24 protein-coding genes and 1 other RNA gene are annotated in these 19,585 nt (G+C 70.7%); 7 read left to right on the top strand and 18 right to left on the bottom strand.

Features of this window, described 5'->3' with window-relative positions:
* Positions 1-161 precede the first annotated feature (161 nt).
* Positions 162-530 (top strand): hypothetical protein, encoded by a 369-nt coding sequence (locus LXM90_RS28855; protein WP_020094882.1) that lies wholly within the window; start codon positions 162-164, stop codon positions 528-530.
* A gap of 73 nt (positions 531-603) precedes the next feature.
* Here LXM90_RS28855 and LXM90_RS28850 read toward each other — a convergent pair whose 3' ends face one another.
* The 9 genes from LXM90_RS28850 to LXM90_RS28815 form a co-directional block, all read right to left on the bottom strand.
* Positions 604-876, bottom strand: a complete 273-nt coding sequence (locus tag LXM90_RS28850) for a hypothetical protein (RefSeq protein ID WP_146073997.1) — start codon at positions 874-876, stop codon at positions 604-606.
* 11 nt (positions 877-887) lie between these two features.
* On the bottom strand, positions 888-1,097 hold the full coding sequence (locus LXM90_RS28845) for a hypothetical protein (RefSeq protein ID WP_020094884.1): 210 nt from the start codon (positions 1,095-1,097) through the stop codon (positions 888-890).
* Between the two features lie 66 nt (positions 1,098-1,163).
* The gene (locus tag LXM90_RS31955) at positions 1,164-1,295 is read right to left on the bottom strand and encodes a hypothetical protein (protein WP_267965807.1); all 132 of its coding nucleotides are present in this window, start codon (positions 1,293-1,295) and stop codon (positions 1,164-1,166) included.
* Positions 1,296-1,338: 43 nt separating this feature from the next.
* Positions 1,339-1,617 carry a hypothetical protein gene (locus tag LXM90_RS28840; RefSeq protein WP_091681675.1) on the bottom strand — a complete coding sequence of 93 codons (279 nt, stop codon included), beginning with the start codon at positions 1,615-1,617 and terminating at the stop codon, positions 1,339-1,341.
* Positions 1,618-1,895: 278 nt separating this feature from the next.
* A complete protein-coding gene (locus LXM90_RS28835) occupies positions 1,896-3,152 on the bottom strand; it encodes an alpha/beta hydrolase family esterase (protein WP_103985135.1) in 1,257 nt (418 codons plus the stop codon).
* Positions 3,153-3,224: 72 nt separating this feature from the next.
* A complete protein-coding gene (locus tag LXM90_RS28830; RefSeq protein WP_020094887.1) occupies positions 3,225-3,644 on the bottom strand; it encodes a CopG family transcriptional regulator in 420 nt (139 codons plus the stop codon).
* A 229-nt stretch (positions 3,645-3,873) separates the two neighbouring features.
* Complete coding sequence (locus LXM90_RS28825; protein ID WP_234083280.1) at positions 3,874-4,563, bottom strand: hypothetical protein; 690 nt, start codon at positions 4,561-4,563, stop codon at positions 3,874-3,876.
* 154 nt (positions 4,564-4,717) lie between these two features.
* Positions 4,718-4,939, bottom strand: a complete 222-nt coding sequence (locus LXM90_RS28820; protein WP_020094889.1) for a hypothetical protein — start codon at positions 4,937-4,939, stop codon at positions 4,718-4,720.
* A gap of 104 nt (positions 4,940-5,043) precedes the next feature.
* Entirely contained in the window at positions 5,044-5,868 is an 825-nt protein-coding gene (locus tag LXM90_RS28815; protein WP_020094890.1) for a cobalamin B12-binding domain-containing protein, read from the bottom strand.
* Between the two features lie 389 nt (positions 5,869-6,257).
* Between LXM90_RS28815 and LXM90_RS28810 the strand changes: the two genes are divergently transcribed.
* Positions 6,258-6,488 carry a DUF6894 family protein gene (locus tag LXM90_RS28810; RefSeq protein WP_020094891.1) on the top strand — a complete coding sequence of 77 codons (231 nt, stop codon included), beginning with the start codon at positions 6,258-6,260 and terminating at the stop codon, positions 6,486-6,488.
* A 299-nt stretch (positions 6,489-6,787) separates the two neighbouring features.
* Here LXM90_RS28810 and LXM90_RS28805 read toward each other — a convergent pair whose 3' ends face one another.
* On the bottom strand, positions 6,788-7,081 hold the full coding sequence (locus tag LXM90_RS28805) for a hypothetical protein (RefSeq protein WP_020094892.1): 294 nt from the start codon (positions 7,079-7,081) through the stop codon (positions 6,788-6,790).
* An 84-nt stretch (positions 7,082-7,165) separates the two neighbouring features.
* Positions 7,166-7,544, bottom strand: a transfer-messenger RNA (tmRNA) gene (ssrA, locus tag LXM90_RS28800).
* A gap of 137 nt (positions 7,545-7,681) precedes the next feature.
* Between ssrA and LXM90_RS28795 the strand changes: the two genes are divergently transcribed.
* Together LXM90_RS28795 and msrA are read left to right on the top strand one after the other, a co-directional pair.
* Complete coding sequence (locus tag LXM90_RS28795) at positions 7,682-7,837, top strand: hypothetical protein (RefSeq protein ID WP_020094893.1); 156 nt, start codon at positions 7,682-7,684, stop codon at positions 7,835-7,837.
* A gap of 162 nt (positions 7,838-7,999) precedes the next feature.
* A complete protein-coding gene (msrA, locus tag LXM90_RS28790) occupies positions 8,000-8,518 on the top strand; it encodes a peptide-methionine (S)-S-oxide reductase MsrA (protein ID WP_026605211.1) in 519 nt (172 codons plus the stop codon).
* 221 nt (positions 8,519-8,739) lie between these two features.
* On the opposite strand, the gene LXM90_RS28785 is transcribed toward msrA, so the two are convergent.
* The 4 genes from LXM90_RS28785 to LXM90_RS28770 all read right to left on the bottom strand — a co-directional run bounded on the left by LXM90_RS28785 (position 8,740) and on the right by LXM90_RS28770 (position 13,438).
* On the bottom strand, positions 8,740-9,495 hold the full coding sequence (locus LXM90_RS28785) for an ABC transporter ATP-binding protein (protein ID WP_020094895.1): 756 nt from the start codon (positions 9,493-9,495) through the stop codon (positions 8,740-8,742).
* Positions 9,496-9,503: 8 nt separating this feature from the next.
* Positions 9,504-11,339, bottom strand: coding sequence for an ABC transporter permease subunit (locus tag LXM90_RS28780; RefSeq protein ID WP_020094896.1), 1,836 nt, complete (start codon positions 11,337-11,339; stop codon positions 9,504-9,506).
* A complete protein-coding gene (locus LXM90_RS28775; RefSeq protein ID WP_012329745.1) occupies positions 11,336-12,211 on the bottom strand; it encodes a branched-chain amino acid ABC transporter permease in 876 nt (291 codons plus the stop codon). Before LXM90_RS28775 ends, LXM90_RS28780 begins: the two co-directional genes overlap by 4 nt.
* Before the next feature lie 63 nt (positions 12,212-12,274).
* On the bottom strand, positions 12,275-13,438 hold the full coding sequence (locus LXM90_RS28770; RefSeq protein ID WP_020094897.1) for an ABC transporter substrate-binding protein: 1,164 nt from the start codon (positions 13,436-13,438) through the stop codon (positions 12,275-12,277).
* A gap of 510 nt (positions 13,439-13,948) precedes the next feature.
* Here LXM90_RS28770 and LXM90_RS28765 point away from each other — a divergent pair.
* Positions 13,949-15,142, top strand: a complete 1,194-nt coding sequence (locus LXM90_RS28765) for an alpha-hydroxy acid oxidase (protein WP_042672201.1) — start codon at positions 13,949-13,951, stop codon at positions 15,140-15,142.
* A 629-nt stretch (positions 15,143-15,771) separates the two neighbouring features.
* On the opposite strand, the gene LXM90_RS28760 is transcribed toward LXM90_RS28765, so the two are convergent.
* On the bottom strand, positions 15,772-16,308 hold the full coding sequence (locus tag LXM90_RS28760; RefSeq protein WP_026605212.1) for a DUF2059 domain-containing protein: 537 nt from the start codon (positions 16,306-16,308) through the stop codon (positions 15,772-15,774).
* A gap of 207 nt (positions 16,309-16,515) precedes the next feature.
* On the opposite strand from LXM90_RS28760, the gene LXM90_RS28755 reads away from it, so the two are divergent.
* Positions 16,516-16,809: a hypothetical protein gene (locus LXM90_RS28755; RefSeq protein WP_026605213.1), complete on the top strand. Its 294-nt coding sequence runs from the start codon at positions 16,516-16,518 to the stop codon at positions 16,807-16,809.
* 63 nt (positions 16,810-16,872) lie between these two features.
* Here the strand turns inward: LXM90_RS28755 and LXM90_RS28750 are convergent, their stop codons facing one another.
* Positions 16,873-17,535 (bottom strand): ribonuclease H family protein, encoded by a 663-nt coding sequence (locus LXM90_RS28750; RefSeq protein WP_020094902.1) that lies wholly within the window; start codon positions 17,533-17,535, stop codon positions 16,873-16,875.
* A gap of 275 nt (positions 17,536-17,810) precedes the next feature.
* Between LXM90_RS28750 and LXM90_RS28745 the strand changes: the two genes are divergently transcribed.
* Entirely contained in the window at positions 17,811-19,022 is a 1,212-nt protein-coding gene (locus LXM90_RS28745; protein WP_234083279.1) for an MFS transporter, read from the top strand.
* Positions 19,023-19,109: 87 nt separating this feature from the next.
* Here the strand turns inward: LXM90_RS28745 and LXM90_RS28740 are convergent, their stop codons facing one another.
* Positions 19,110-19,520 carry a group III truncated hemoglobin gene (locus LXM90_RS28740; RefSeq protein WP_103985139.1) on the bottom strand — a complete coding sequence of 137 codons (411 nt, stop codon included), beginning with the start codon at positions 19,518-19,520 and terminating at the stop codon, positions 19,110-19,112.
* Positions 19,521-19,585 lie beyond the last annotated feature (65 nt).

The following is a 19,585-nucleotide window of genomic DNA, read 5'->3' as shown; positions in this document are numbered from 1 at the left end:
GACTCGGTGGGCGCGCGGCGTCCGGCCCCCGTCCCGGCATACCGCGGCGGTAGGCCGGGGCTCCTAATTGTCTCCGAAGTCGTATTTTTAAGATCAGGGCGCGACGCGATGTGCTATGTATCCGCACGGGCACGCATTCGCCGCCCGCTCAGGAGATTCCGATGACCATCGTCCGGTGGCTGATCTCCAGAACGATCCAGTTTTTTCTTGGCAGCGCGCAGGAGCGCAGGTCCGATGCGATCGCCAAGCGAAAGGAAGCCGGGACCTTCGAGGGGGCATCGGCGAGCAAGGGCCGGGATTTCGAAGCCAACTACGCCGCGGCAGCTCAGCTCCTCAGAACGCGGATCGATCGGGAATTCCCCGACGCCTACTACGCGCGGCTGAGTTCCGGGAGAAACAGCTCCTACGATTACGGGCAGGATCGCGCGCTCGCCATCGACACCATGTCGATCGCCATAGCGATGGCGTTGCGGAACGGCGCCACCGTTCCGCAGGCGGCCGCGGCCGGGGCGGCGAGTATCGGCATCTGACGGGAGGCGCGGGACATTCGTGCCTCGGAGGACCGGGTCGCGCTTCCGCGGTCGCTCGGCCAGCGGCGGCGCGTCACGCCGTCGTGGCACCGGCCATGTCGCGGGTCCGCTCGATCATCGCGAGGAGGACCGTGTGAAAGGCTTCCTGCTCGCGCGAGCAGGAGCCCGCCCGCGTCGCGCACGCGAGTTCGGCACGGAGCCCGTCGAGGGCCGCCGCGCGTCGCTCCGCACCGTCTTCACGCAGGACGAGTCGCAGCAGGATATCTTGGGCGGCCGCGAGATCGGCCGGGTCCGCCCGGACGATGAGCGCTCCCAGAGCCTCCAAGCACGTCTCACGATCAGTCATGCGCACATCCATCAGGGAGCGAGCGGCAGAGACGACGTCGGCATCAGGCCCTCGACGCGCAGCTTCAATCGAGTGGCCCTGATCGTCTCGATGGAGCGCCACGAAATATTCCGGGCCAGGCCCTCGGTTTCCAGATCCGTGAGCTGATCGATCAGCCGCCCGCTCTCGAGGAGGCCGGGTCGCTGCGCCATACGGACGACCAACCTGGTCAGCTTTCGCATCACCGGGCACGGCCGGGGTTGGCCGGGCTCTACCAAGCGGCTTGGCCGTGACGCGCGAACATCAGGTCAGACCTTCCGGGGCGGTTTCGTGGCCGCCGCGACGGAGCCCTTGACGGAGGGCGCCGACGCGTTGGTCTTGGGCACAGACTTCTTCGGCTTCTTGGCTTCGCGATTTCCGCGCTTCTGTTCCGCTGCCATGATCTCGCTCCTGGATACGGTGACAGCCCCGACGACGTCGTCCTCACCGTTCGGGCGTCGGCTGGTCTGGAAGCAACCGGATCGCGGTCGCGACGGGGGTCTCGAACAGGCCGAAGACGGCAACGAGGCGGTCGCTTGCCCAGAGTTCGGCATGATGCCCCGCGATCAGACCCGCTGCCTGCCGCTTGGCGTCGCCGTCGTTGCGCGCCGTGATGACGCAAGTCGTGAGCACGCCACCGGTCGGGGCGAGCCGGTGGACCTGATAGGCGCGGCGCGCGTGTCGTGAGCGCGGCTTGGCGGGAAACGTGATGAGGTCTGCCACGCGCGCCTGTCCGTTGCAGGCGGGGGCATGGACCCTCAGCCACCGGAGCCTGGATCAACCGATCCGGTGATGGCAACACTCTGCGCTCTCACGGCCGACAAAGATAGCCCTGACCGGACGGGCGTCCCGCCCGGCGCGCGACGCGGCGGGCCCGCTCGAGACCTGCGCCCAGCGCCCGTTGGATGATCGGGACGGGCGCGAGCGCGCCGACCGGTTGCGATCGAAGCGGTCTGTCCCGTGATCCGGCCGGGCCGATGCGGCCGACCGGCCGGCAACATTCAGGGTCTGGCACCGGCGGCGCGCGCGTGCTCCAGGAAGAAGCGGATCATCTCCTGGCTCGCGTCCGGTCCGCGCGGGTCGGTGAACGAGCCGGCCGGGCTGCCGCCCGACCACGCGTGCCCGGCTCCGTGCAGAACCCACTGCTCCACGATGGCGCGGCCGGACGCGTCCGAACGGACGGTGCGGGTGTAGTCCACCCCGTCCGGTGTCCGGCCCTGGGTCACCGCTGTGCGGAGTTCCGGGTCCGACGGCCCCTGCGCGGCCACGCGATCGCCGTTGGCCGCGTGCACCGTGCGGTCGCGGTCGCCGTGGAACACGATCAGCGGCACGGCGTGGCGTTGTCCCGTCGCGCGCGCGCCGTCCCCCTTCATGGCCGCGAAGGCCGAGGGCACGTCCCGCGCGGAGCCGCAGGCCAGACCGGAATGGACGCCGATCGCCGCGAACAGGTCGGGGTAGGTCATCGCCAGGATCGCGGCGGCGGCCCCGCCCGCCGACAGGCCCGCCGCGTAGACCCGCCTGTCATCGGCCGAGAACTCCGCGATCACCTGCCGGACGATGCCGGCGATCAGGGCGGGCTCGCCGCCCTCCCGCTGCTGGTCACCGGGCTCGTACCAGTTCCAGCACCGCTGCATGTTGGCCGAGCGCGGCTGCTCCGGATAGACCACCAGGACGCTGCGCGCCTCCGCGACCGCGTTCATCCGCGTGCCTGCGGCGAAGTCGTCCGGGTTCTGCGTGCAGCCGTGCAGCATCACCACGACGGGCAGAGCCTGGCCGGTGTAGCCGCTCGGTACGTAGACCTTGTAGTTTCGGGTCCCGGCCGCGCCGGTGAAGGTGCGGGCCTCGAAGCGTGCCCCCTCCGGAAGCCGAGGCGCGGCCGGCGTCGCGCCGTCCCGCCCGTCGCGATCCGCACCGATGCCGGCCTTCGCCAGCGCCTCCTGGACGGTGCGCATCACGGTGCCGGCGATGTTGCCCGCGGATCCGGCGTGGGGATGGCGGCCCGGACGTTCTCCGGCCGTCTCCGGCGCGACCCAGGCTTCGCCGGGAGCGGAGGGCGCGACCATGTCGAGGATGTCGGCCGCGTCCGCGCTCGGCGCACCCGTCTCGGCGGCGCTCCGGGCCGCCCCCGACCACAGCCTGAAGGCGGCGGCCTGGCGCTCCTGAAGCCTGGCCATCGCCTCCGCGGCGCGGGCGGCACGGGCCGGGTCGACCTTTGGGAACGCGAAGCGCGTGAAGGCGGTCTTCGTGGCGTGATCCATCGGACGGGTCCTGGCTGAGTGGGAAGCGGGCGCGGCGGGGTCCGGCCGCGTCGGCGGGGAGAGGTGGCGCCGTCAGGCCGTCCGGTCGGCGAGCGCCGCCTTGACCGCGGGACTGGCCTGGAAGGCGCCGAGCACCTCGACCGAGGCGATGGCGGCGCGCGCCAGTTCGGGCGTGACGTCGAGGGCGATGCTGGCCAGCCCGAGCACCTGGATGTGCAGCGGCGCGCCCGCGTCGCGCGCCGCCTCGAGCGCCTGCTTCGTGTAGTGCGACAGGCCGAGGCTGAGCTGCTTCCGGCTGACCGATTGCCTGACGGCCTCGCCCTGGCGCTCGATCTGATTGCGCACGGCGGTGCGGATGAAATCGGCACGGTTGGCGTAGAAGCCGTCGCGCACCATCAGGTCGATATGGCCGAGGTCGACGAAACCGAGGTTGAGCGTGATCTTCTCGCTGTCCGGCAGCCTGGGTCGCAGATCGTGCACCTTGTCGGCCATGAAATCCATCCATACGCCATCCGGTTGGATGGTCTGTAGATGGTGTGGAGATACGGCGGCGCAAGGGTTGCCGGTGATGACTCCAATCGGAGGGGCCGATCGCGACGTCTTCGAGGATGCGCGGAACTGCCTCGAGGACAGGAACAGCGCCGCGTCGGATCGAACCGTGGCAGGGCGCGGCCCTGCTAGGTCTCGCCGCGAGAAATCGATTCCGGATCCGGACGGGTCGTCAGGTTTGAGGCCGGCGCGCGATCGGTGCGGCCTCGTCCCATTCGCGATCCTGCCCCGCCAGCAGGGCGGCGCGACGGGCCGCCGCGCTCGCGGCGTCGCACGACGGTGCCGCCCGGGCCTCCTCCAGGGGACGCGGAGGAACCGGATCGGGCGCCCGAGCGAGGCGGGTGAGCGTGGCGACGACGTGGTCCACGTCACCGGATGTCACGGCGCCTGTCCGGAGGAGCCCGAGACGCGAACACGTGGCGATGTCCGCACAGGATGCGTCCGCGAAGCGGAGCGCCGCGATCTGATCCGCCGCGAGGGGCAGGCATCCGGCCGGCAGCCCGCGCAGCCGGCCGAGCCGCCGCGCCCGCGTGGCCTCGGGTGTGTGCATCTCCCGCGCGCCCGGAAGCCAGCGCGCCAGCACGTCGAGGATGAAGTGCCGGACGCGCTCGACGCGGATGGGACCGAACTTCCTGATCGTGGCGATCGCGACCGGTGAAGACTGGGCCAGATGACCGAGATCCGGGAAGCCGGCCTTCCGCAGGCGGGCGCGCAGGGACGCCGTCAGCAGGCCGCGCCCGAAGCCCTCGGCCGACAGACGCCGGATCGTGTCCGGGGACAGGTCGTCGAAGAGGGGAAGGCGGGCGCCGACCTCGGCCATGAGGCTGTCGGACCAGACGGCGCGGAGGGATCGGTCGGGCATCACCGCGGCCGATAGGGCACTTGCCGGGTGTCCGCAACGAACCGTCACCGCGGGCCCGAGGGACGGGCGCCGAAACGGACCGTCGGACGCGGCATCGCTGGTCGCTCGCGACCGGCCCTGGCCCGCGCGTCGCCGCGGAAACCGTCCGATCAGACTACGATCTCACCGCGGTCAGTTCCTGGAGAGCGCAGTCGATCGCCCGGATGATCTGCTCGCTGGTTCGAACCACGGCAGCGTCTCGCGATAGAGCGACGACCGCTTGCTGCAACGCCCGAAACTGATCGAGCCGAATGGCCGGATCGAGACCGCGCGCGACGGCCGACTGTACGAGGCCGCGGACGAATTCACGCGCCAATTGCTCGTCGAACTCGTGCAAATTCTGGATCTCTGCCTCTCAACCGCGACACGTCTAACACCGTCCGGATGAGAAGGGATCCGCGCAGCAGCGAGTCGCCGAATCCGGCGCCTGGCCGCACGGCGTCATCGCGCGAGGGTGGCCTCCGCGATCCGGACGGCCGATTGCGCGTCCGCGGCGACGGCGTCCGCGCCGACGACACGGGCGCTGGCAGGCTCCCGCACGAAGAGCGGCCCGCCGACGATGACGCGCAGGTCCGGGTTGCACGACGCGGCGCGCAGTTTCGCCACGGACACCGCCATCACCGGCAGGAGGATGTCGCAGGACAGCGAGATGCCGACCAGATCGAACTGTTCGGCGCGGACCAAGCTGGCGGGGTCCTCGTCCGCTCCGTTGGTCAGGACCACGTCCCACCCCGCCTCGCGGAAGAAGCTCGCCACGAGCGCGAGGCTGAAGAGATGGGTCTCACCGGGACAGGGCATCAGCAGGACGCGGCGACCGTTCGCCGTCACGTCCACGCCCTCCAGATCCGCACACAGGGCGCGGGTCAGGTTCTGGAGGCGACCGAGCGCGAGCGCCACGTCGAGGAAGTCGGCGGCATCGTCTTCCCAGAGCTCGCCCAGATACCGCGCCGCGGGTGCGAACAGGTCGAGCAGCAGGGCATCCAGCGACAAGCCCTCTTCCAGGAGCGCGCGCACCCACTCGGCGTGCGGTTCGCCCTCCATCAGCGCTTGAGCGAGAGAGGCGACGCGCTCAGGCGTCGGTGATCGCGTCGTCGACGCGGGCGACGGCGGATCCGCCCGATGCGCGAGCGCCAGACGCGGCAGGATCTCGTCCTCGACGATCCGGGCGAGACCGGCCTGGATGATGGCCGAGTTGCGTTTGGCCGCTCCGTGAACGGACCAAGTCCGTCGGTCGACGCGGGCGCGCGCGACACCGATACCGGCCATTTCAGGCATTGGCTCCCCCGCCGACGCGGCACTATATGTTTTGTATCGGCACTAGGCAACTCGATTAGCGAACTATAATTCCGATCGCGGACGGATGATTGTGGCTACAGCCTGACGGAACACACGCGCGCCGCGACCGGTGTGGGCTGTACAGGTCGGTACCGGCACAGAACTGCCGCCTCGGATGACGGTTCCCGTCAATCCGGCACGGCGGACAGGGCGCTCCGGAGCGAACGATCTCTTCACCGAGAGAGCCGGTCGTTCCGCGCCGCGGCGATTGATCCAGGTGAGTGCCCGCGCGCCGCGTTTGTGCGAGCGTAGACGATTGTGGGCTCGGCGGCCGGTGACCGCGTGATGCGCGCTGCTATGTCCAGTCGGCGGAGAGCCCGATGCCGCGATATTTCATCGTCACATCCGATCACATCACGGTCAAGGACGACGAAGGCGTGCAACTTTCCGGTCGGGACGCGCTGCGCGACACCCTTCGCCGGCTGCTGACCGACATCCTGCGCGATGAGGGCTATCGCACCGAGGTGAACGCGTTCACCGCTCAAGCCTACGACGAAGCGGGCAAGCTCGTGATGAGCGCGAGCGCCAGCTTCTCGGCGACAGATGTGTAGGTTGCAGCCTGTCCGTCGCCGAGGCGCGCGGGCGCTCCGTGGCCGCGGAGGCAGATCGGGTTCTCGCTGATCGACGGTGCGGCGGGTACAAGATCAGGGATGACGGAAGGCCTGCCGCGCTTGGCTGGTTTCACCGGCGGTCACCCCGATTTCCTTGTCCTCGGCCGTGATCGCGGTCTCAACATTCCCGAGACGGAGCTTAGCCCAGGAAGATGGCGAGCAGTTCGCCGGGGATTGTCGCCGTGCGCGGACCGCCTGGAAGGGCCCGCGCCCGGCGGCAGGCACATCCGCGGAGTGCCTCAGTCGCGCGCCGCCTCGACGCTGGCGCGATCGACCACGGCGCGCAGCGCCTCACCGCCCTCCATGACGAACCAGGCCCGCAACATGTCCGTCGTCTCCGGCGTGTCGCCGGGCCGCTCGCGGAACAGGTCGGCGCAGCGAGCCAGCTCGCGCGCCACGAAGATCTCCAGGAAGGCCGCACCGCGGGTTCTCGCGAGTTCGGCGAGAGCGTCCTCCAGGACGCGCCGCATCATCTCGCCGACCATGGCCGAGATGTAGACGGCCTCCGCGCTGCCCTGTTCGGGCTCGTTCAAGCAAGTCTCCGATCTGCCCGGACGCGACCCCGAACGGAACAACGGGCAGACGATAAAGGCGGGTCCCGAGGCCGAAGCCTCGGGTTCTGTTGCTAGGCGTACCCACGCCCCGGAAGATTACGCCGCGAGGCGCATCTCCATGCCGACGTTGTCGTTGGCATTTAGAGTTTTGGTCAGGTGCCCGGAACGAGGGTTGCCCGCGCCGAGCCGGTCGAGTCCTTACCGAAAGCCGCATCTTACCCTGCCGAGGCAGGGCAGAACTCGCGATCCCTTTACCGCCCAGTCGAACCTGTTTCACCCCCAGCAGAAGCACCCTGGCAGCGCGCGATCCGCAACGCCGGACGCTCGCCCTCGTCCCCGCGCGGTATCCGGGGCAAGATGCTTCTGGTGGAGGCGCCGGGTACCGCCCCCGGGTCCTGAAGCGTTATTACGAACCGGTCATCAACCTCGCAGCCACCGTAACCCATCCCGGCCCGCCGGTCCATCGCGTGCACGCAGCGATCCTGGCCGGACATCGGTGGCGCCGCGGCCGCCGCGTGCCCATATGCGTGCGATCCCTCCGCGCAATCCCGTGCTCTGGGCCACGAAGCGGAGGCCGACATGGCACGCGAACTCAAGACCGGCAAAGCGCAGGGCGTCACGCCCGAGGACTTCAACGAGCGCGTGAAGCGACTCCTCGCCGACAAGCCGGATCCCCGCAAGGCCGAGCCGGCACGGAAGAATTTCAAGGTCAACAAGCCGCTCGTGCGGAGCTGACAGGCCGCTTCGGAGACGTTCGCCCGGCAGCGAACGTCTTCTCGGAACCCCGCGCGTGCTCGTGCAGGCATCGCAGGCATGGCAAGCTACGAGGCCGCAGCGCGGAGCGCCTCGGGATCCCTATATCTGCGCGATCAGTGGAACGGCTCAGGAGGAGCGACGATGGAAACCGAGAGGGCGGTGCTGGCCGGTGGTTGCTTCTGGGGCATGCAGGACCTCATCCGGCGCCAGGAGGGCGTCGTGTCGACCCGCGTCGGCTACACGGGCGGCGACGTGCCGAACGCGACCTACCGCAACCACGGCACCCATGCCGAGGCCATCGAGATCATCTACGACCCGGCGCGGACGAGTTTCCGGCGCATGCTGGAATTCTTCTTTCAGATCCACGACCCGACGACGCCGAACCGCCAGGGCAACGACAGGGGCCCGAGCTATCGCTCGGCCATCTTCTACACCGACGAGGGCCAGCGCCGCGTCGCCGAGGAGACCATCGCCGACGTCGACGCTTCCGGCCTGTGGCCGGGCAAGGTCGTGACCGAAGTGGCGCCGGCCGGCCCGTTCTGGGAGGCCGAGCCGGAGCATCAGGACTACCTGGAACGGCGTCCCGACGGATATACCTGCCACTTCATCAGGCCCAACTGGGTGCTGCCCGCGCGCGCGCCAGCCACGCAGAGCGCGTAGGCTTATCGGGCCGAGGCCGCCGGACAGTCGGCGGTCTCGGGCCTCACGGTCGCGACGGTACCGCCGGCGGCCGCCGAGACGCGCCGGTCGTGACGCTGGCGGGCTCGCGGGCCGAGGCGCGTCCGACCGCTTCCGGACCGCCGCGTCGCGGACACCGCTCCGTCCGGCGGTGGTCGCGTGCACCGCGCGAGCGACGAAGCCGCCGACCAGGCCCGGTGCGGTCAGCCCGCGAGTTCGGGCCTCGTCCGTCCGCCGAGATAGGCCGACCGGATCTCGTCGTTGGCCCAGAGGGCGTCGGGGGCGCCCTGCAGGACGAGCCGGCCCGTCTCCAGCACGTAGCCCCGATCGGCGACCGAGAGCCCCATCCGGGCGTTCTGCTCCACCAGCAGCACGGTGGTCCCGCGGCGGCGCACCTCGGCGATGATCGCGAACACCGCCTGGACGATCACGGGGGCCAGGCCGAGCGAGGGCTCGTCGAGGAGCAGGATGCGGGGCTTGGCCATCAGGCCGCGCGCGAGGGCCACCATCTGGAGTTGGCCGCCCGACAGCGTCCAGCCCAGGGCGTCGCCGAACCGGCGGATGTCCGGGAAGAGGTCGAACATCGCCTCGACCTCATCGCGCAGCGCCCGCTTGCCGAGGCCGGCGCGGTTGGACGCGCCCAGCATGATGTTCTCGCGCACCGTGAGCCCCGGGAAGACCCGGCGCCCCTCCGGGACGTGGGCGACGCCGAGCCGCACGATCGCCTCGGGCTTCAGGCCCTCCAGCGGCCGCCCCTCCAGCAGGATCGTGCCGGCGGCGGGCCGCACCAGCCCGGAGATCGCCTTGAGGGTCGTCGACTTGCCGGCGCCGTTGGACCCCAGCAGCGTCACCACCTCCCCGGCTCCGACCGAGAAGGACAGGCCGCGCACCGCCTCGATCTCGCCGTAGCGGACGACCAGGTCGCGGATCTCGAGGAGTGGCGTGGCGGGCGTCGTCATCGCTGGGGTCAGGCCGGGGCGAGGTCGGTCTTGAGGCTCGCCGCCGGACCGGCGGCGGCGTCCTCGCCGAGATAGGCCTGGATCACCGCCGGCTCGCGCAGCACGGTCGCCGTGACGCCGTCGGCGATGCGGCGGCCGAAGTTCAGCACGGTGATGTGGCTCGCCACGTCGCTCACCAGCGTCATGTCGTGGTCGATGATCAGGATGGTCAGGCCCTTGGCGGCCATCCGGCGCAGGAGCACCGTCAGGGCATTCTTCTCGCTGGAATTGAGCCCCGCGGCGGGCTCGTCGAGGAGCAGCAGCACGGGGTTGCCGGCCAGCGCCCGCGCGATCTCGATCAGGCGCTGGTGGCCGTACGAGAAGCCGGAGATCGGCTCCTGCGCCCGCCCCTCCAGCCCCACGAAGGCCAGAGCCGCCCGGGCGCGGGCCTCCAGCCCCGCCCGGTCGCGCGCGCCGAGCGGGTTGTTGGGGCGCTCGGCGCCGATGACGACGTTCTCCAGGGCGCTCATGGAGCGGAACAGGCGGATGTTCTGGAAGGTGCGGCCGATCCCGGCCGCCGCCCGCCGGTGCGGGGACAGGCGCGTGACGTCCTGCCCCGCCAGCCGCACGGTGCCCCCCGTGGGGCTGTAGAGGCCGGACAGGACGTTCAGCGTCGTGGTCTTGCCGGAACCGTTCGGGCCGATCAGCGCGTGGATGCCGCCCCGCGCCACCGTGAAGCTCACCGCGTCCACGGCCTTGAGGCCGCCGAAGTGCTTGGACAGGTCCGACACCTCCAGCATCGGCGCGGCGGACGCCTCGCCCTGGCTCAGAATCAGTTCGGCGGCGGGCGGCGGGATCGGGCGGGCGCGGCGCAGGCGCCGGACCTGGTCGCCGAGGAAGCCCCAGATCCCGTCGGGCATGAACACCACGATCAGGATCACCGCGAGCCCGTAGATCGCGAGGTAGAGCCCGGGGATCTCCTTGAGGAAGCGGAGCCATTCCGGGATCAGGATCAACAGGGCCGTGCCGATCACGGCGCCCACCGGCGAGCCGACGCCGCCGAGCAGCGCCATCGTCAGGAAGACGATCGACTCGGCGAAGGCGAACTGGTCCGGGCTGATATAGGTGAAGCTGCCGGCGAACAGCCCGCCGCCGAGCCCCGCCAGCAGCGCCCCGAGGGCGAAGGCCGCGACCTTGGTGCGGTAGATGTCGATGCCCGAGACCCCCGCCGCGAGCTCGTTGTCGCGCACCGCCCGCATGGCGCGCCCGAGCCGCGTCCGCGGCATGTGCCAGACGAGCCAGCCGACGACGGCCAGCACGAGCACGCACAGGGCGAGGTAGCTCTGCCCGTCCGCGAACAGGGCCGGGCGGCGGATGTTCGGCACGCCGTCGGGCCCGTGCGTGACGGGGATCCAGTTGGTGAGGACCAGCGTCAGGATCTGCTGGAACGAGATCGTCACCATGGCGAGGTAGTGGCCGCCGAGCCGCAGCGTGGAGGCGCCGAGCGCGGCGCCCAGAACCAGCGCGAGACCGAGGCCGGTGATCAGGCAGATCCAGAAATTCAGGCCCCCGTCGACCGTGCCGAGTCCGACCGCGTAGGCACCGATCCCGAAGAAGGCGGCCTGGGCGAGGTTGATCTGCCCGCACAGGCCGAGCACCACGGTGAGCCCGATCACCGCGATGGCGTAGGTCGCCGCCTGCATCAGGATGTTGAGGGCGTAGCCGCTGAGCGGCGTCGTCGCGGCCAGCGTCACCAGGGCGGCGGCCAGGACCGCGTAGGCGAGGCTCCCGAGGGGCAGGCGGCGCGGCGGGCGCGCCGGAGCCGCTGCGGCCGGGCCGGCGACGATGGAGGGGCGACCGCTCATGCCTTCTCCGCCACGCGCTCGCCGAACAGGCCCTGCGGGCGCACGACCAGGAACACCACCAGCACCAGGAACGCGAAGGCGTCCTTGTAGGGGACCGAGATGTAGGCCGCCCCGAAGGTCTCGATGATGCCGAGCGCGAGGCCGCCGATGATCGCCCCGGTGACGTCGCCGAAGCCGCCGATGATCGTCGCCGCGAAGGCCTTGAGGGCGATCGTGGCCCCCATCTGGATCGACACGAACAGCACCGGCGCCACCAGGATGCCGGCGATGCCGCCGAGCACCGCGCTGTACACGAAGGTCAGCATGATCATGCCGGCCACCGGGATGCCCAGGAGGGCGGCCATCTCCTTGTCCTGGGACGTCGCCTGAAGCTTCTTGCCGACCAGAGTGTGCTCGAAGAACCAGTACTGGAACGCCACCAGGGCCGCCGTCACCGCGATGATCAGCAGGTACTGGCTGTCGAGGAAGACCGGCCCGAGCAGGAACCCTTGCGTCTCGAAGACGGGCGGGAGCACCTGCGGCTGCGGCCCGTAGAGGGCGAGCGTCGTGTTCGCCAGGAAGATCGAGGCGCCGATGGTCGAGATGATCACCGGCAGGTAGCTGCGGTGCCGCAGCGGGTAGTAGACGCCGAGATTGAACAGGGCGCCGAGCAGCGCCATCCCGCCGAGGGTCAGGAGAAGGGAGAGCCAGTAGGGCCACTGGAGGTCGACGGCGAAGACCACCATCAGGAAGGCCGCCACCATCGAGAACTCGCCCTGCGCGAAGTTCACCACGTTGGTGGCGCGGAAGATCAGCACGAAGCCGAGCGCCACCAGGGCGTAGACGGAGCCGATGCCGATCCCGGTGAAGAGGAGCTGCAGGATCAGGTCCATGCGGTCCGCACTCTCGCCTCCTCCTCCGGATGTCGTTCACGCACCCCGAACACGTCGGCCGGCTCACCCTTGGTAGAAGTCGATCCGCCGGTCGAAGACGATGTTGCCCTTGTCGTTGCGCACGACGTTGTAGCCGTGCAGGCCGTCGCCGTTCTTGTCGAAGTTGTAGGTTCCCTCGGCGCCCTCGTGGCCGCGCACCGCCAGGATCGCCTCGCGGACGGCCTGCGGATCGGTCTTGCCCGCCGCGTTGATCGCCTTGGCGAGCACCGTGACCGCGTCGAAGGTCCACGAGGACTGGTTGTCGGGCGCGATCTTCATCGCGGCCCGGTAGGCCTTGCCGTAGGCGCGCGCGGCGTCGCCCGACTCCTCGGCGTAGTCGGCCACGCCGTAGGTGCCGTAGAGGGACGGCCCGGCGAGCTTCAGGGCGGTGACGTTGGTGATCGAGGGCGAGCCGACCCAGGGCGCGGTGACGCCGAGCTGGCGCAGCTGCCGGGCGAAGATGCCGATGTCGTTCTCGAAGGTGAAGTACGAGCCGATCACGTCGGCGCCCGACTGACGGATCGCCAGCACGACCGGCGTGAAGTCCTGGCTCTGGTTGGTGTAGCCCTGGTCGAGGGCGACCGTGGCACCGCCCTTGGCGAGGCTCTCGGTCAGCGCCTTGGCGCCGCTGGTGCCGAAGGCGTCGGTGGAGTGGATGATCGCCCACTTCTTCTTGCCCAGCCCGTTGACGCCGTGCTCGGCGATCACCCGGGCCGAGAAGGTGTCGTTGGGGCGGAAGCGGAACAGCCAGGGATTGCCGAGCTGCGTCAGGACCGGGTCGGTGCCGCCGAAACAGACGGGTTTCCCCGTCTTCAGGATGTCGGGCGCCATCGCGTGGTTCTGGGTCGAGCGGATCGAGCCGAGGAAGCCGACGAGGTCGCCCTGCGACGCCAGTTTCGAGAAGGCGAAGACCGCGCCGGGATTGGTGGTCTGATCGTCCTCCGTGACGATCTCCAGGGGCTTGCCGAGCACGCCGCCGGCCTTGTTGACCGTCTCCAGGGCGATCTTGGCCCCGGCGAGCGCGTAGCGGCCGGCATCCGCGCCGGGCCCCGTCACCGGGAGCACCATGCCGATCCGGACGGTCGACCCGGCGCCCTGAGCGCAGGCCGAGCGGATCACCCCCGGCGCCAGGCCGCCCGCGACTGCGGATGCGGCCCCCGTCAAGAAAACGCGGCGCGTCGTCCTCATTGGCGTATCCGCCCCACCGCCGATGCTCAGGCCCGGCGTTGGCGACGATGGTCCCTATTCCGCGCGCCGATGTCTATCCTGCAAACCTTCGACGCTCAGCTTCGATGAGAAGAAGCTCTCGGATCGTCACTCGACCGCTTTCGCTGCGGTGCGGCGAAGGAGAAGACGATGACGACGAGGCTCCGCCCGCATTCATTCTGTCCTGACGCGCGCTCGGAACGCGAAGATCCGAACAGGCGCGATCCGGAATGTGTACTATCAGGCAGAGATCCGGCGTTCCTCTGCGGCGCGGGCGAGCGCAACAGGCGCTATAGGATCGGTGTACGCGCGGGAGAGGCCTGATGCGACCGGCGCATTCGGCGAGGAGGCGCTTCCGTTTTCCAGCGAACCGTTGCACCGTCGAGCTTCCAGCACGGGGCATCGCGGCCTGAAGCGCGCGGCGTACGAGCGGGCGCGAGCCCGCCTCAACCGCGACCGGCCCCGTCATCCAGTCGCGAGGCCGAACCTCCCATGGCGCCCATCATCACGACGGTCGAGGATCTGCGGCGGGTCGCCAAGCGGCGGGTGCCGCGGATGTTCTACGATTACTGCGATTCCGGTTCGTGGACGGAGTCGACCTACCGCGCAAACGAGGCCGAGTTCGCCGGCATCAAGCTCCGCCAGCGCGTCGCGGTCGACATGACCGACCGTACCCTCGCCACGACGATGGCCGGTCAGGCCGTCGCGATGCCCGTCGCCCTGGCGCCGACGGGTCTCACGGGCATGCAGCACGCCGACGGCGAGATCCTGGCGGCACGGGCGGCGGAGGCGGCGGGGGTGCCGTTCACGCTGTCGACGATGAGCATCTGCAGCATCGAGGACGTCGCGGAGAACGTCAGCAAGCCGTTCTGGTTTCAGCTCTACTTCATGCGCGACCGCAGCTTCAACGACCGCCTCATCGACCGCGCGAAGGCGGCGGGCTGCTCGGCTCTGGTCCTAACGCTGGACCTCCAGATCCTCGGGCAGCGCCACAAGGACATCCGCAACGGCCTGTCGGCCCCGCCGCGGCTGACGCCGGGCACGGTCCTCGATCTCCTGACCAAGCCCCGCTGGTGCTGGTCCATGCTGCGCACGCAGCGCCGGACCTTCCGCAACATCGTGGGGCACGTGGACGGCGTGCGGGATACCCGCTCCATCTCGGCCTGGACGGCGGACCAGTTCGACCCGCGCCTGGACTGGGACGACGTGCGGCGGATCCGCGACCGGTGGCAGGGTCCCCTGATCCTGAAGGGCATCCTGGACGTCGAGGATGCCGAGAGGGCGACCGCGACCGGGGCCGACGCGCTCATCGTCTCGAACCATGGCGGGCGGCAGCTCGACGGCGCGCCCTCGTCCATCGCCGCGCTTCCCGGAATCGCGGACGCGGTCGGCCGGCGCGTCGAGGTGCTGATGGACGGCGGGATCCGCTCGGGCCAGGACGTGCTGAAGGCCATCGCCCTGGGCGCGAAGGGCGTGTTCATCGGCCGCGCCTTCCTCTACGGGCTCGGCGCCTACGGCCAGGCCGGCGTCGCCCGCTCCCTGGAGATCATCCGCACGGAACTCGACATGACGATGGCCCTGTGCGGCCATCGCGACATCCGCGCCGTCGACCGGTCCATCCTCTGGACGCCCTCAGCGCAGGAGACCCGGGAGGGTGCGCCGCCCGTGCGGCGCATCGGGCCCTGACGGCGGGCGACCACCGGTCCGATCCGGACCTTCACGGTGTCGCGGTTCTCGATCCGAATCCCTCGCGGATCGCGCGTCGCCGCGGCCGAGGCGTTCCAGCGCGGCACCGGGCCGGGGGCCTCGCGCCGCGCCCGAGCCACAACGACAACGGCGCAGCGACCCGTGGGGTCGCTGCGCCGCTGGATCGGGCCGCCGAGGGGGGAAAGACGGCCTGCTGAATTCAATATGCCAGAAGAGCCGTCCGGGAGGTGCGCCCGAGCACATCCAAAAGGATGTGGCGCGGCAGCGACAGAGATCGGCCATCACCTGTGGACAGCGCGAAGCGCCCTCGATCCGTCAAGGTTCAGGAGCGAGCGTGATGCCCTCACCACCGATCCGACCCAGCCATGTTCGCCAGCCCGCACGCCTTCGTCCTGCACCATCGCGAGCGCCTCGCCGTGCTCGTCTCCTCGGCCCTGTTCCTCGCGGGCGCGCTGCCGCTGTTCTGGGCCATCGGCTGACCGTTCAGGCCCGCCGCGCTGACCGAGCGTCCGGGTACGCTGTCCCAGCGCCCCGCATCGTGTCCGGCCTATCGACGCCTTCGAAGCAGGGCGCCGCTCCGCTCGGAAGACGTCGCGGCCCGGGGAGGCTCAACGCGGCTTCGCCGGTCCGCCCGGCGCCCAGCCGTGGGCCTGGATGGCCGTCGTCAGCTTGCCCTGCATCTCGGGCATCACCGACTGGATCCATTGCTGCATGCCCGCGAGCTGGATCTGAGCGAGCTGCGGCTGGGCCGCCGCGAGGCGCTTCCCGGCGGGGGTCGCGTAGAAGGCGGCGATGGCCTGCAACTCGTCCTTGTTCAGCACGGTGGCGAAACCGCGCGCCTGGATGTCGAGCAGCTCGTCGTAGTGCGCCGTGAGCGTCGGCATGACGACCTCCTGCACCAGCACCTGCGCCCTGTCGGGCTCCTTGATCCCGATCTGCTGCATCATGCCGATCATGGGGGCCGCCATCGAGCCGAGCGTCGCGGCACGATCACCCTGCATCTGCGCGACGGTCTCCCGGGCAACCTTCAGCAGGGCCGGATCCGGCGCGGTCGTGGGCGCGGGCTTCGGGGCCGGTTGTGCCAGTGCCGCACCGATCGGGAAGGAGGTCAGGCACAAACCGACGACGAGGGCAGAGAAGCGCATGGCGGTCCCGTTCACGAGCGCCGCGCGGTCCACAAGGCCGCGCGGCCGGTCCGGGTAGCTACCACAGCTCCGAACAGGATCGATGACAGCGCCGGATCGCCCGGCACCGCGTCGCGCGCGGCGGGCCCTGAACTCGGGGTGCCGATCAGCACCGAGATCCGGCGGTCGCGGGCTCATGGTGTCCGCATCGAGGAATGGGAGGACACCATGCGTCAAACGTTTCTGCGGACCGGCGGTGCGGCCGCGCTGGTCGCTCTGGCACTCTGCGCCACCCCGCCGGCCGCTCAGGCGCGCGGCATCGGCGTCGGCGGCGCCGTGGCGCTGGGCATCCTCGGCGGCGTCGTGGCCGGGAGCGCCATCGCGTCCGCCAACAGCGGGTACTACCCGGGTCGCCCCGTCTACGCCGCGCCCGACCCGTACGGCGCCTGCCACTTCGAGCGCCGCGCGTACATCGACCCGTACGGGTACGAGCACATTCGGCGGATCGAGGTCTGCGAGTAGGCCGAGCCCCGTCCCGGAGATCGCGGAACGGCGACCCGGCGTCGCCGCGCGCGGCCTCGCCCGCTAGGCCCGGCCTGATCGCAGGCGTGCGACCTCGCTCGGCCCGATCTCCAGGTAAAAGCGGATCGCATCGTCGACGAGTGCGTCGGGCGTGACACCCGCCGCCTTCGCGGCCCGAGCGACCTGGAGGCCGAGCGCGAGGTCGATCCGCAGGTCGGCGCCCCGGCTCGACGGCGCCGGTGCGGCGGTCGGGGCCGGTACGGGCGCGGCGCTGCTCCGCGACTCGAGCTTGCCGAGCTTCGCTTCGCGACGCCCCCTGTGGACGAGCGCGTCGGCGCGCTCGTTGAGGCGGTCGCCGGCATGCCCCCGGACCCAGGTCCACTTCACGTCCCGCGCCGCGTTCAGTTCGTCGAGGCGCTTCATGAGATCGACGTTCTTCACGTCACCCGTCGTCGAGCGCCAGCCCCGCGCCTTCCAGCCGCGCATCCACTCGGTCACCGACTTGACGACGTACTGGCTGTCGCACCGCATCTCGATCGCGGCCCCGGCGGGGAAATGCTCGAGGCCCTTGATCGCGGCCGTCAGTTCCATCCGGTTGTTGGTCGTGGTGCCGGGCTCCCCGCCGCACAGCTCGATCGTGCCGTCCGGGGCCGCGATGACGACGCCCCACCCCCCCGGCCCGGGGTTCGGGTCGCAACCGCCATCGGCATAAACGATCGTTCGCATCGTGGCGTCAGCCCTCTCGTACGGGTAGTCGGTGGACGGGCGCCATCGAGGCCCGACATCGGCCGACCGATGGTCGCCCCGGCCCGAGCCGGCATCGCCGGCGAGCGCGGCGGCACCTCTAGCACCGATCGCGCGCCGCGGCAGCGCCGGGTGAGGCGCGCGTCGGCAAGCGAGCGGTGTCCCGAAGGCCCGCGCCGACGGGCGGGCCCGGTGCTGGCGACGAAGGCGCATTCGTGTGAAACGCGCCGCACGGACGGAGATCGATGTGCGCCGGAATGGCTGAGGATGGGATTGCCGATTCGGGCCGCGCTTGGCGTCGGCTCGCCGCGGCGACGGCGCTCGGCACGGTCGGAGGCGTCGGCATGTGGTCGGTCGTCGTCGTGCTGCCCGCCGTTCAGGCCGAGTTCGGGGTCGATCGGGCGGCGGCCGCCCTGCCCTATACCCTCACGATGGTCGGCTTCGCGGTCGGCGGCCTCCTGATGGGCCGGCTCGCGGACCGCATCGGCATCGTGCCCCCGCTGCTCCTCGGCACCGTCTGCCTGGCCCTCGGCTACGGGCTCAGCGCCCTCGCGACGAACCTCTGGCAGTTCGCCCTCGTGCACGGCGTGCTCGTCGGGGCGCTCGGCAGCTCGGTCGCCTTCGGACCGCTGATGGCCGACGTGTCGCGCTGGTTCTCGCGCCGGCGAGGGCTCGCCGTCGCGCTGTGCGCGTCCGGCAATTACCTCGCGGGCACGCTCTGGCCGCCGGTGGTGGAGCGCGCGGTCCACGCGTACGGCTGGCGCGCGACGCAGGCCGGAATCGGCCTGTTCTGCCTCGTCGCCATGCTGCCCCTCGCGCTGGCGATGCGGGGCCGGCCGCCGCGGGCTTCGGCGACGTGCGCGGCCGGTCCGCAGGCCGTGACGACGCTGTCGCCCGCGGCGCTGCAGGGCCTCCTCGTCGTGGCCGGCACCGCGTGCTGCGTGGCGATGGCGATGCCGCAGGTCCACATCGTGGCGTACTGCAGCGATCTCGGGTACGGCGTCGCCCGCGGCGCGCAGATGCTGTCGCTGATGCTCGGCTTCGGCATCGTCAGCCGGGTCGCGTCGGGCTTCGTCGCCGACCGGATCGGCGGTCTCGCGACGCTGCTGGCCGGTGCGCTGCTGCAGGCGGCGGCGCTCGCGCTCTACCTCGCGTTCGACGACCTGACCTCGCTCTACGTGATCTCGGCTCTGTTCGGCCTGTTCCAGGGCGGCATCGTGCCGGCCTACGCGATCATCGTGCGCGAGTACCTCCCGGCCGAGGAGGCCGGGGCGCGGATCGGTGCGGTGCTGATGGCGACGCTGGCCGGCATGGCGCTCGGCGGCTGGCTCACGGGGGCGATCTTCGACGCCACCGGCTCCTACCGTGCGGCGTTCGTCAACGGGCTGGCCTGGAACGCCGTCAACGTGGCGATCGTGCTGTGGCTGATTCACTGCCGTCGGGCGCGCACGAGTCCGGCCGCGCTCTGAGGGCTCCGGACCCGCCCCCCCGGGATCTCGGGCCGTCCCGCCGGTCGCGGCTCCGCGTGCGTCTCACGCGTGCGCCTTCTCCGCGGGTCACGGCGCGGCCGATCCCGCCGCGGGCACGGGCAGCACGTCTGGCCGGAAGAACAGGCCCGCCTTCAGGCTGTCGCCGATGCGGTGCGCGCGCTCGATCAGGAGGGCGGCAGGTTCGGGCGGGAAATGGGCGGAGGCCGTCTCCCCGAACAGGTCGAGCCACCGCGCGAAGTGCTCGGGCTCGAGGCGGCCCAGCGCGAGATGCTTGCCGAACGGGTTGCCCTTGTACCGGCCTGACTTGAAGAGGACCGAGGACCAGAACGCCCGGACGGTCTCCATGTGCCGCGGCCAGTCCGGGTCGGGGATCGCGGCCGCGAAGACGGGTCCGAGCAGCGCATCGCCGCGCACGCGCCCGTAGAAGGCATCGAGAAAGCGGGCGAGGCTGGCTTCGTCGAGCGCGACATCGGGCATGATCGTGAGATGCCGGCAGACCCCGCTCTCTTCAAGGGGGATCGGACGGCCTCCGGATCGGAGCC

The organism is Methylobacterium oryzae, assembly GCF_021398735.1.
Lineage (GTDB): Bacteria > Pseudomonadota > Alphaproteobacteria > Rhizobiales > Beijerinckiaceae > Methylobacterium.
The sequence above is the reverse complement of the archived record's forward strand: the minus strand, read 5'-3'. Positions and strand labels throughout refer to the sequence as shown.

Coding starts and splice junctions, on each gene's coding strand:
- LXM90_RS28855 (WP_020094882.1), top strand. CDS start 162: ATGACCATCGTCCGGTGGCTGATCTCCAGAACGATCCAGTTTTTTCTT.
- LXM90_RS28850 (WP_146073997.1), bottom strand. CDS start 876: ATGACTGATCGTGAGACGTGCTTGGAGGCTCTGGGAGCGCTCATCGTC.
- LXM90_RS28845 (WP_020094884.1), bottom strand. CDS start 1,097: ATGCGAAAGCTGACCAGGTTGGTCGTCCGTATGGCGCAGCGACCCGGC.
- LXM90_RS31955 (WP_267965807.1), bottom strand. CDS start 1,295: ATGGCAGCGGAACAGAAGCGCGGAAATCGCGAAGCCAAGAAGCCGAAG.
- LXM90_RS28835 (WP_103985135.1), bottom strand. CDS start 3,152: ATGGATCACGCCACGAAGACCGCCTTCACGCGCTTCGCGTTCCCAAAG.
- LXM90_RS28830 (WP_020094887.1), bottom strand. CDS start 3,644: ATGGCCGACAAGGTGCACGATCTGCGACCCAGGCTGCCGGACAGCGAG.
- LXM90_RS28825 (WP_234083280.1), bottom strand. CDS start 4,563: ATGCCCGACCGATCCCTCCGCGCCGTCTGGTCCGACAGCCTCATGGCC.
- LXM90_RS28815 (WP_020094890.1), bottom strand. CDS start 5,868: ATGGCCGGTATCGGTGTCGCGCGCGCCCGCGTCGACCGACGGACTTGG.
- LXM90_RS28810 (WP_020094891.1), top strand. CDS start 6,258: ATGCCGCGATATTTCATCGTCACATCCGATCACATCACGGTCAAGGAC.
- LXM90_RS28795 (WP_020094893.1), top strand. CDS start 7,682: ATGGCACGCGAACTCAAGACCGGCAAAGCGCAGGGCGTCACGCCCGAG.
- msrA (WP_026605211.1), top strand. CDS start 8,000: ATGGAAACCGAGAGGGCGGTGCTGGCCGGTGGTTGCTTCTGGGGCATG.
- LXM90_RS28785 (WP_020094895.1), bottom strand. CDS start 9,495: ATGACGACGCCCGCCACGCCACTCCTCGAGATCCGCGACCTGGTCGTC.
- LXM90_RS28780 (WP_020094896.1), bottom strand. CDS start 11,339: ATGAGCGGTCGCCCCTCCATCGTCGCCGGCCCGGCCGCAGCGGCTCCG.
- LXM90_RS28775 (WP_012329745.1), bottom strand. CDS start 12,211: ATGGACCTGATCCTGCAGCTCCTCTTCACCGGGATCGGCATCGGCTCC.
- LXM90_RS28770 (WP_020094897.1), bottom strand. CDS start 13,438: ATGAGGACGACGCGCCGCGTTTTCTTGACGGGGGCCGCATCCGCAGTC.
- LXM90_RS28765 (WP_042672201.1), top strand. CDS start 13,949: ATGGCGCCCATCATCACGACGGTCGAGGATCTGCGGCGGGTCGCCAAG.
- LXM90_RS28760 (WP_026605212.1), bottom strand. CDS start 16,308: ATGCGCTTCTCTGCCCTCGTCGTCGGTTTGTGCCTGACCTCCTTCCCG.
- LXM90_RS28755 (WP_026605213.1), top strand. CDS start 16,516: ATGCGTCAAACGTTTCTGCGGACCGGCGGTGCGGCCGCGCTGGTCGCT.
- LXM90_RS28750 (WP_020094902.1), bottom strand. CDS start 17,535: ATGCGAACGATCGTTTATGCCGATGGCGGTTGCGACCCGAACCCCGGG.
- LXM90_RS28745 (WP_234083279.1), top strand. CDS start 17,811: ATGGCTGAGGATGGGATTGCCGATTCGGGCCGCGCTTGGCGTCGGCTC.
- LXM90_RS28740 (WP_103985139.1), bottom strand. CDS start 19,520: ATGCCCGATGTCGCGCTCGACGAAGCCAGCCTCGCCCGCTTTCTCGAT.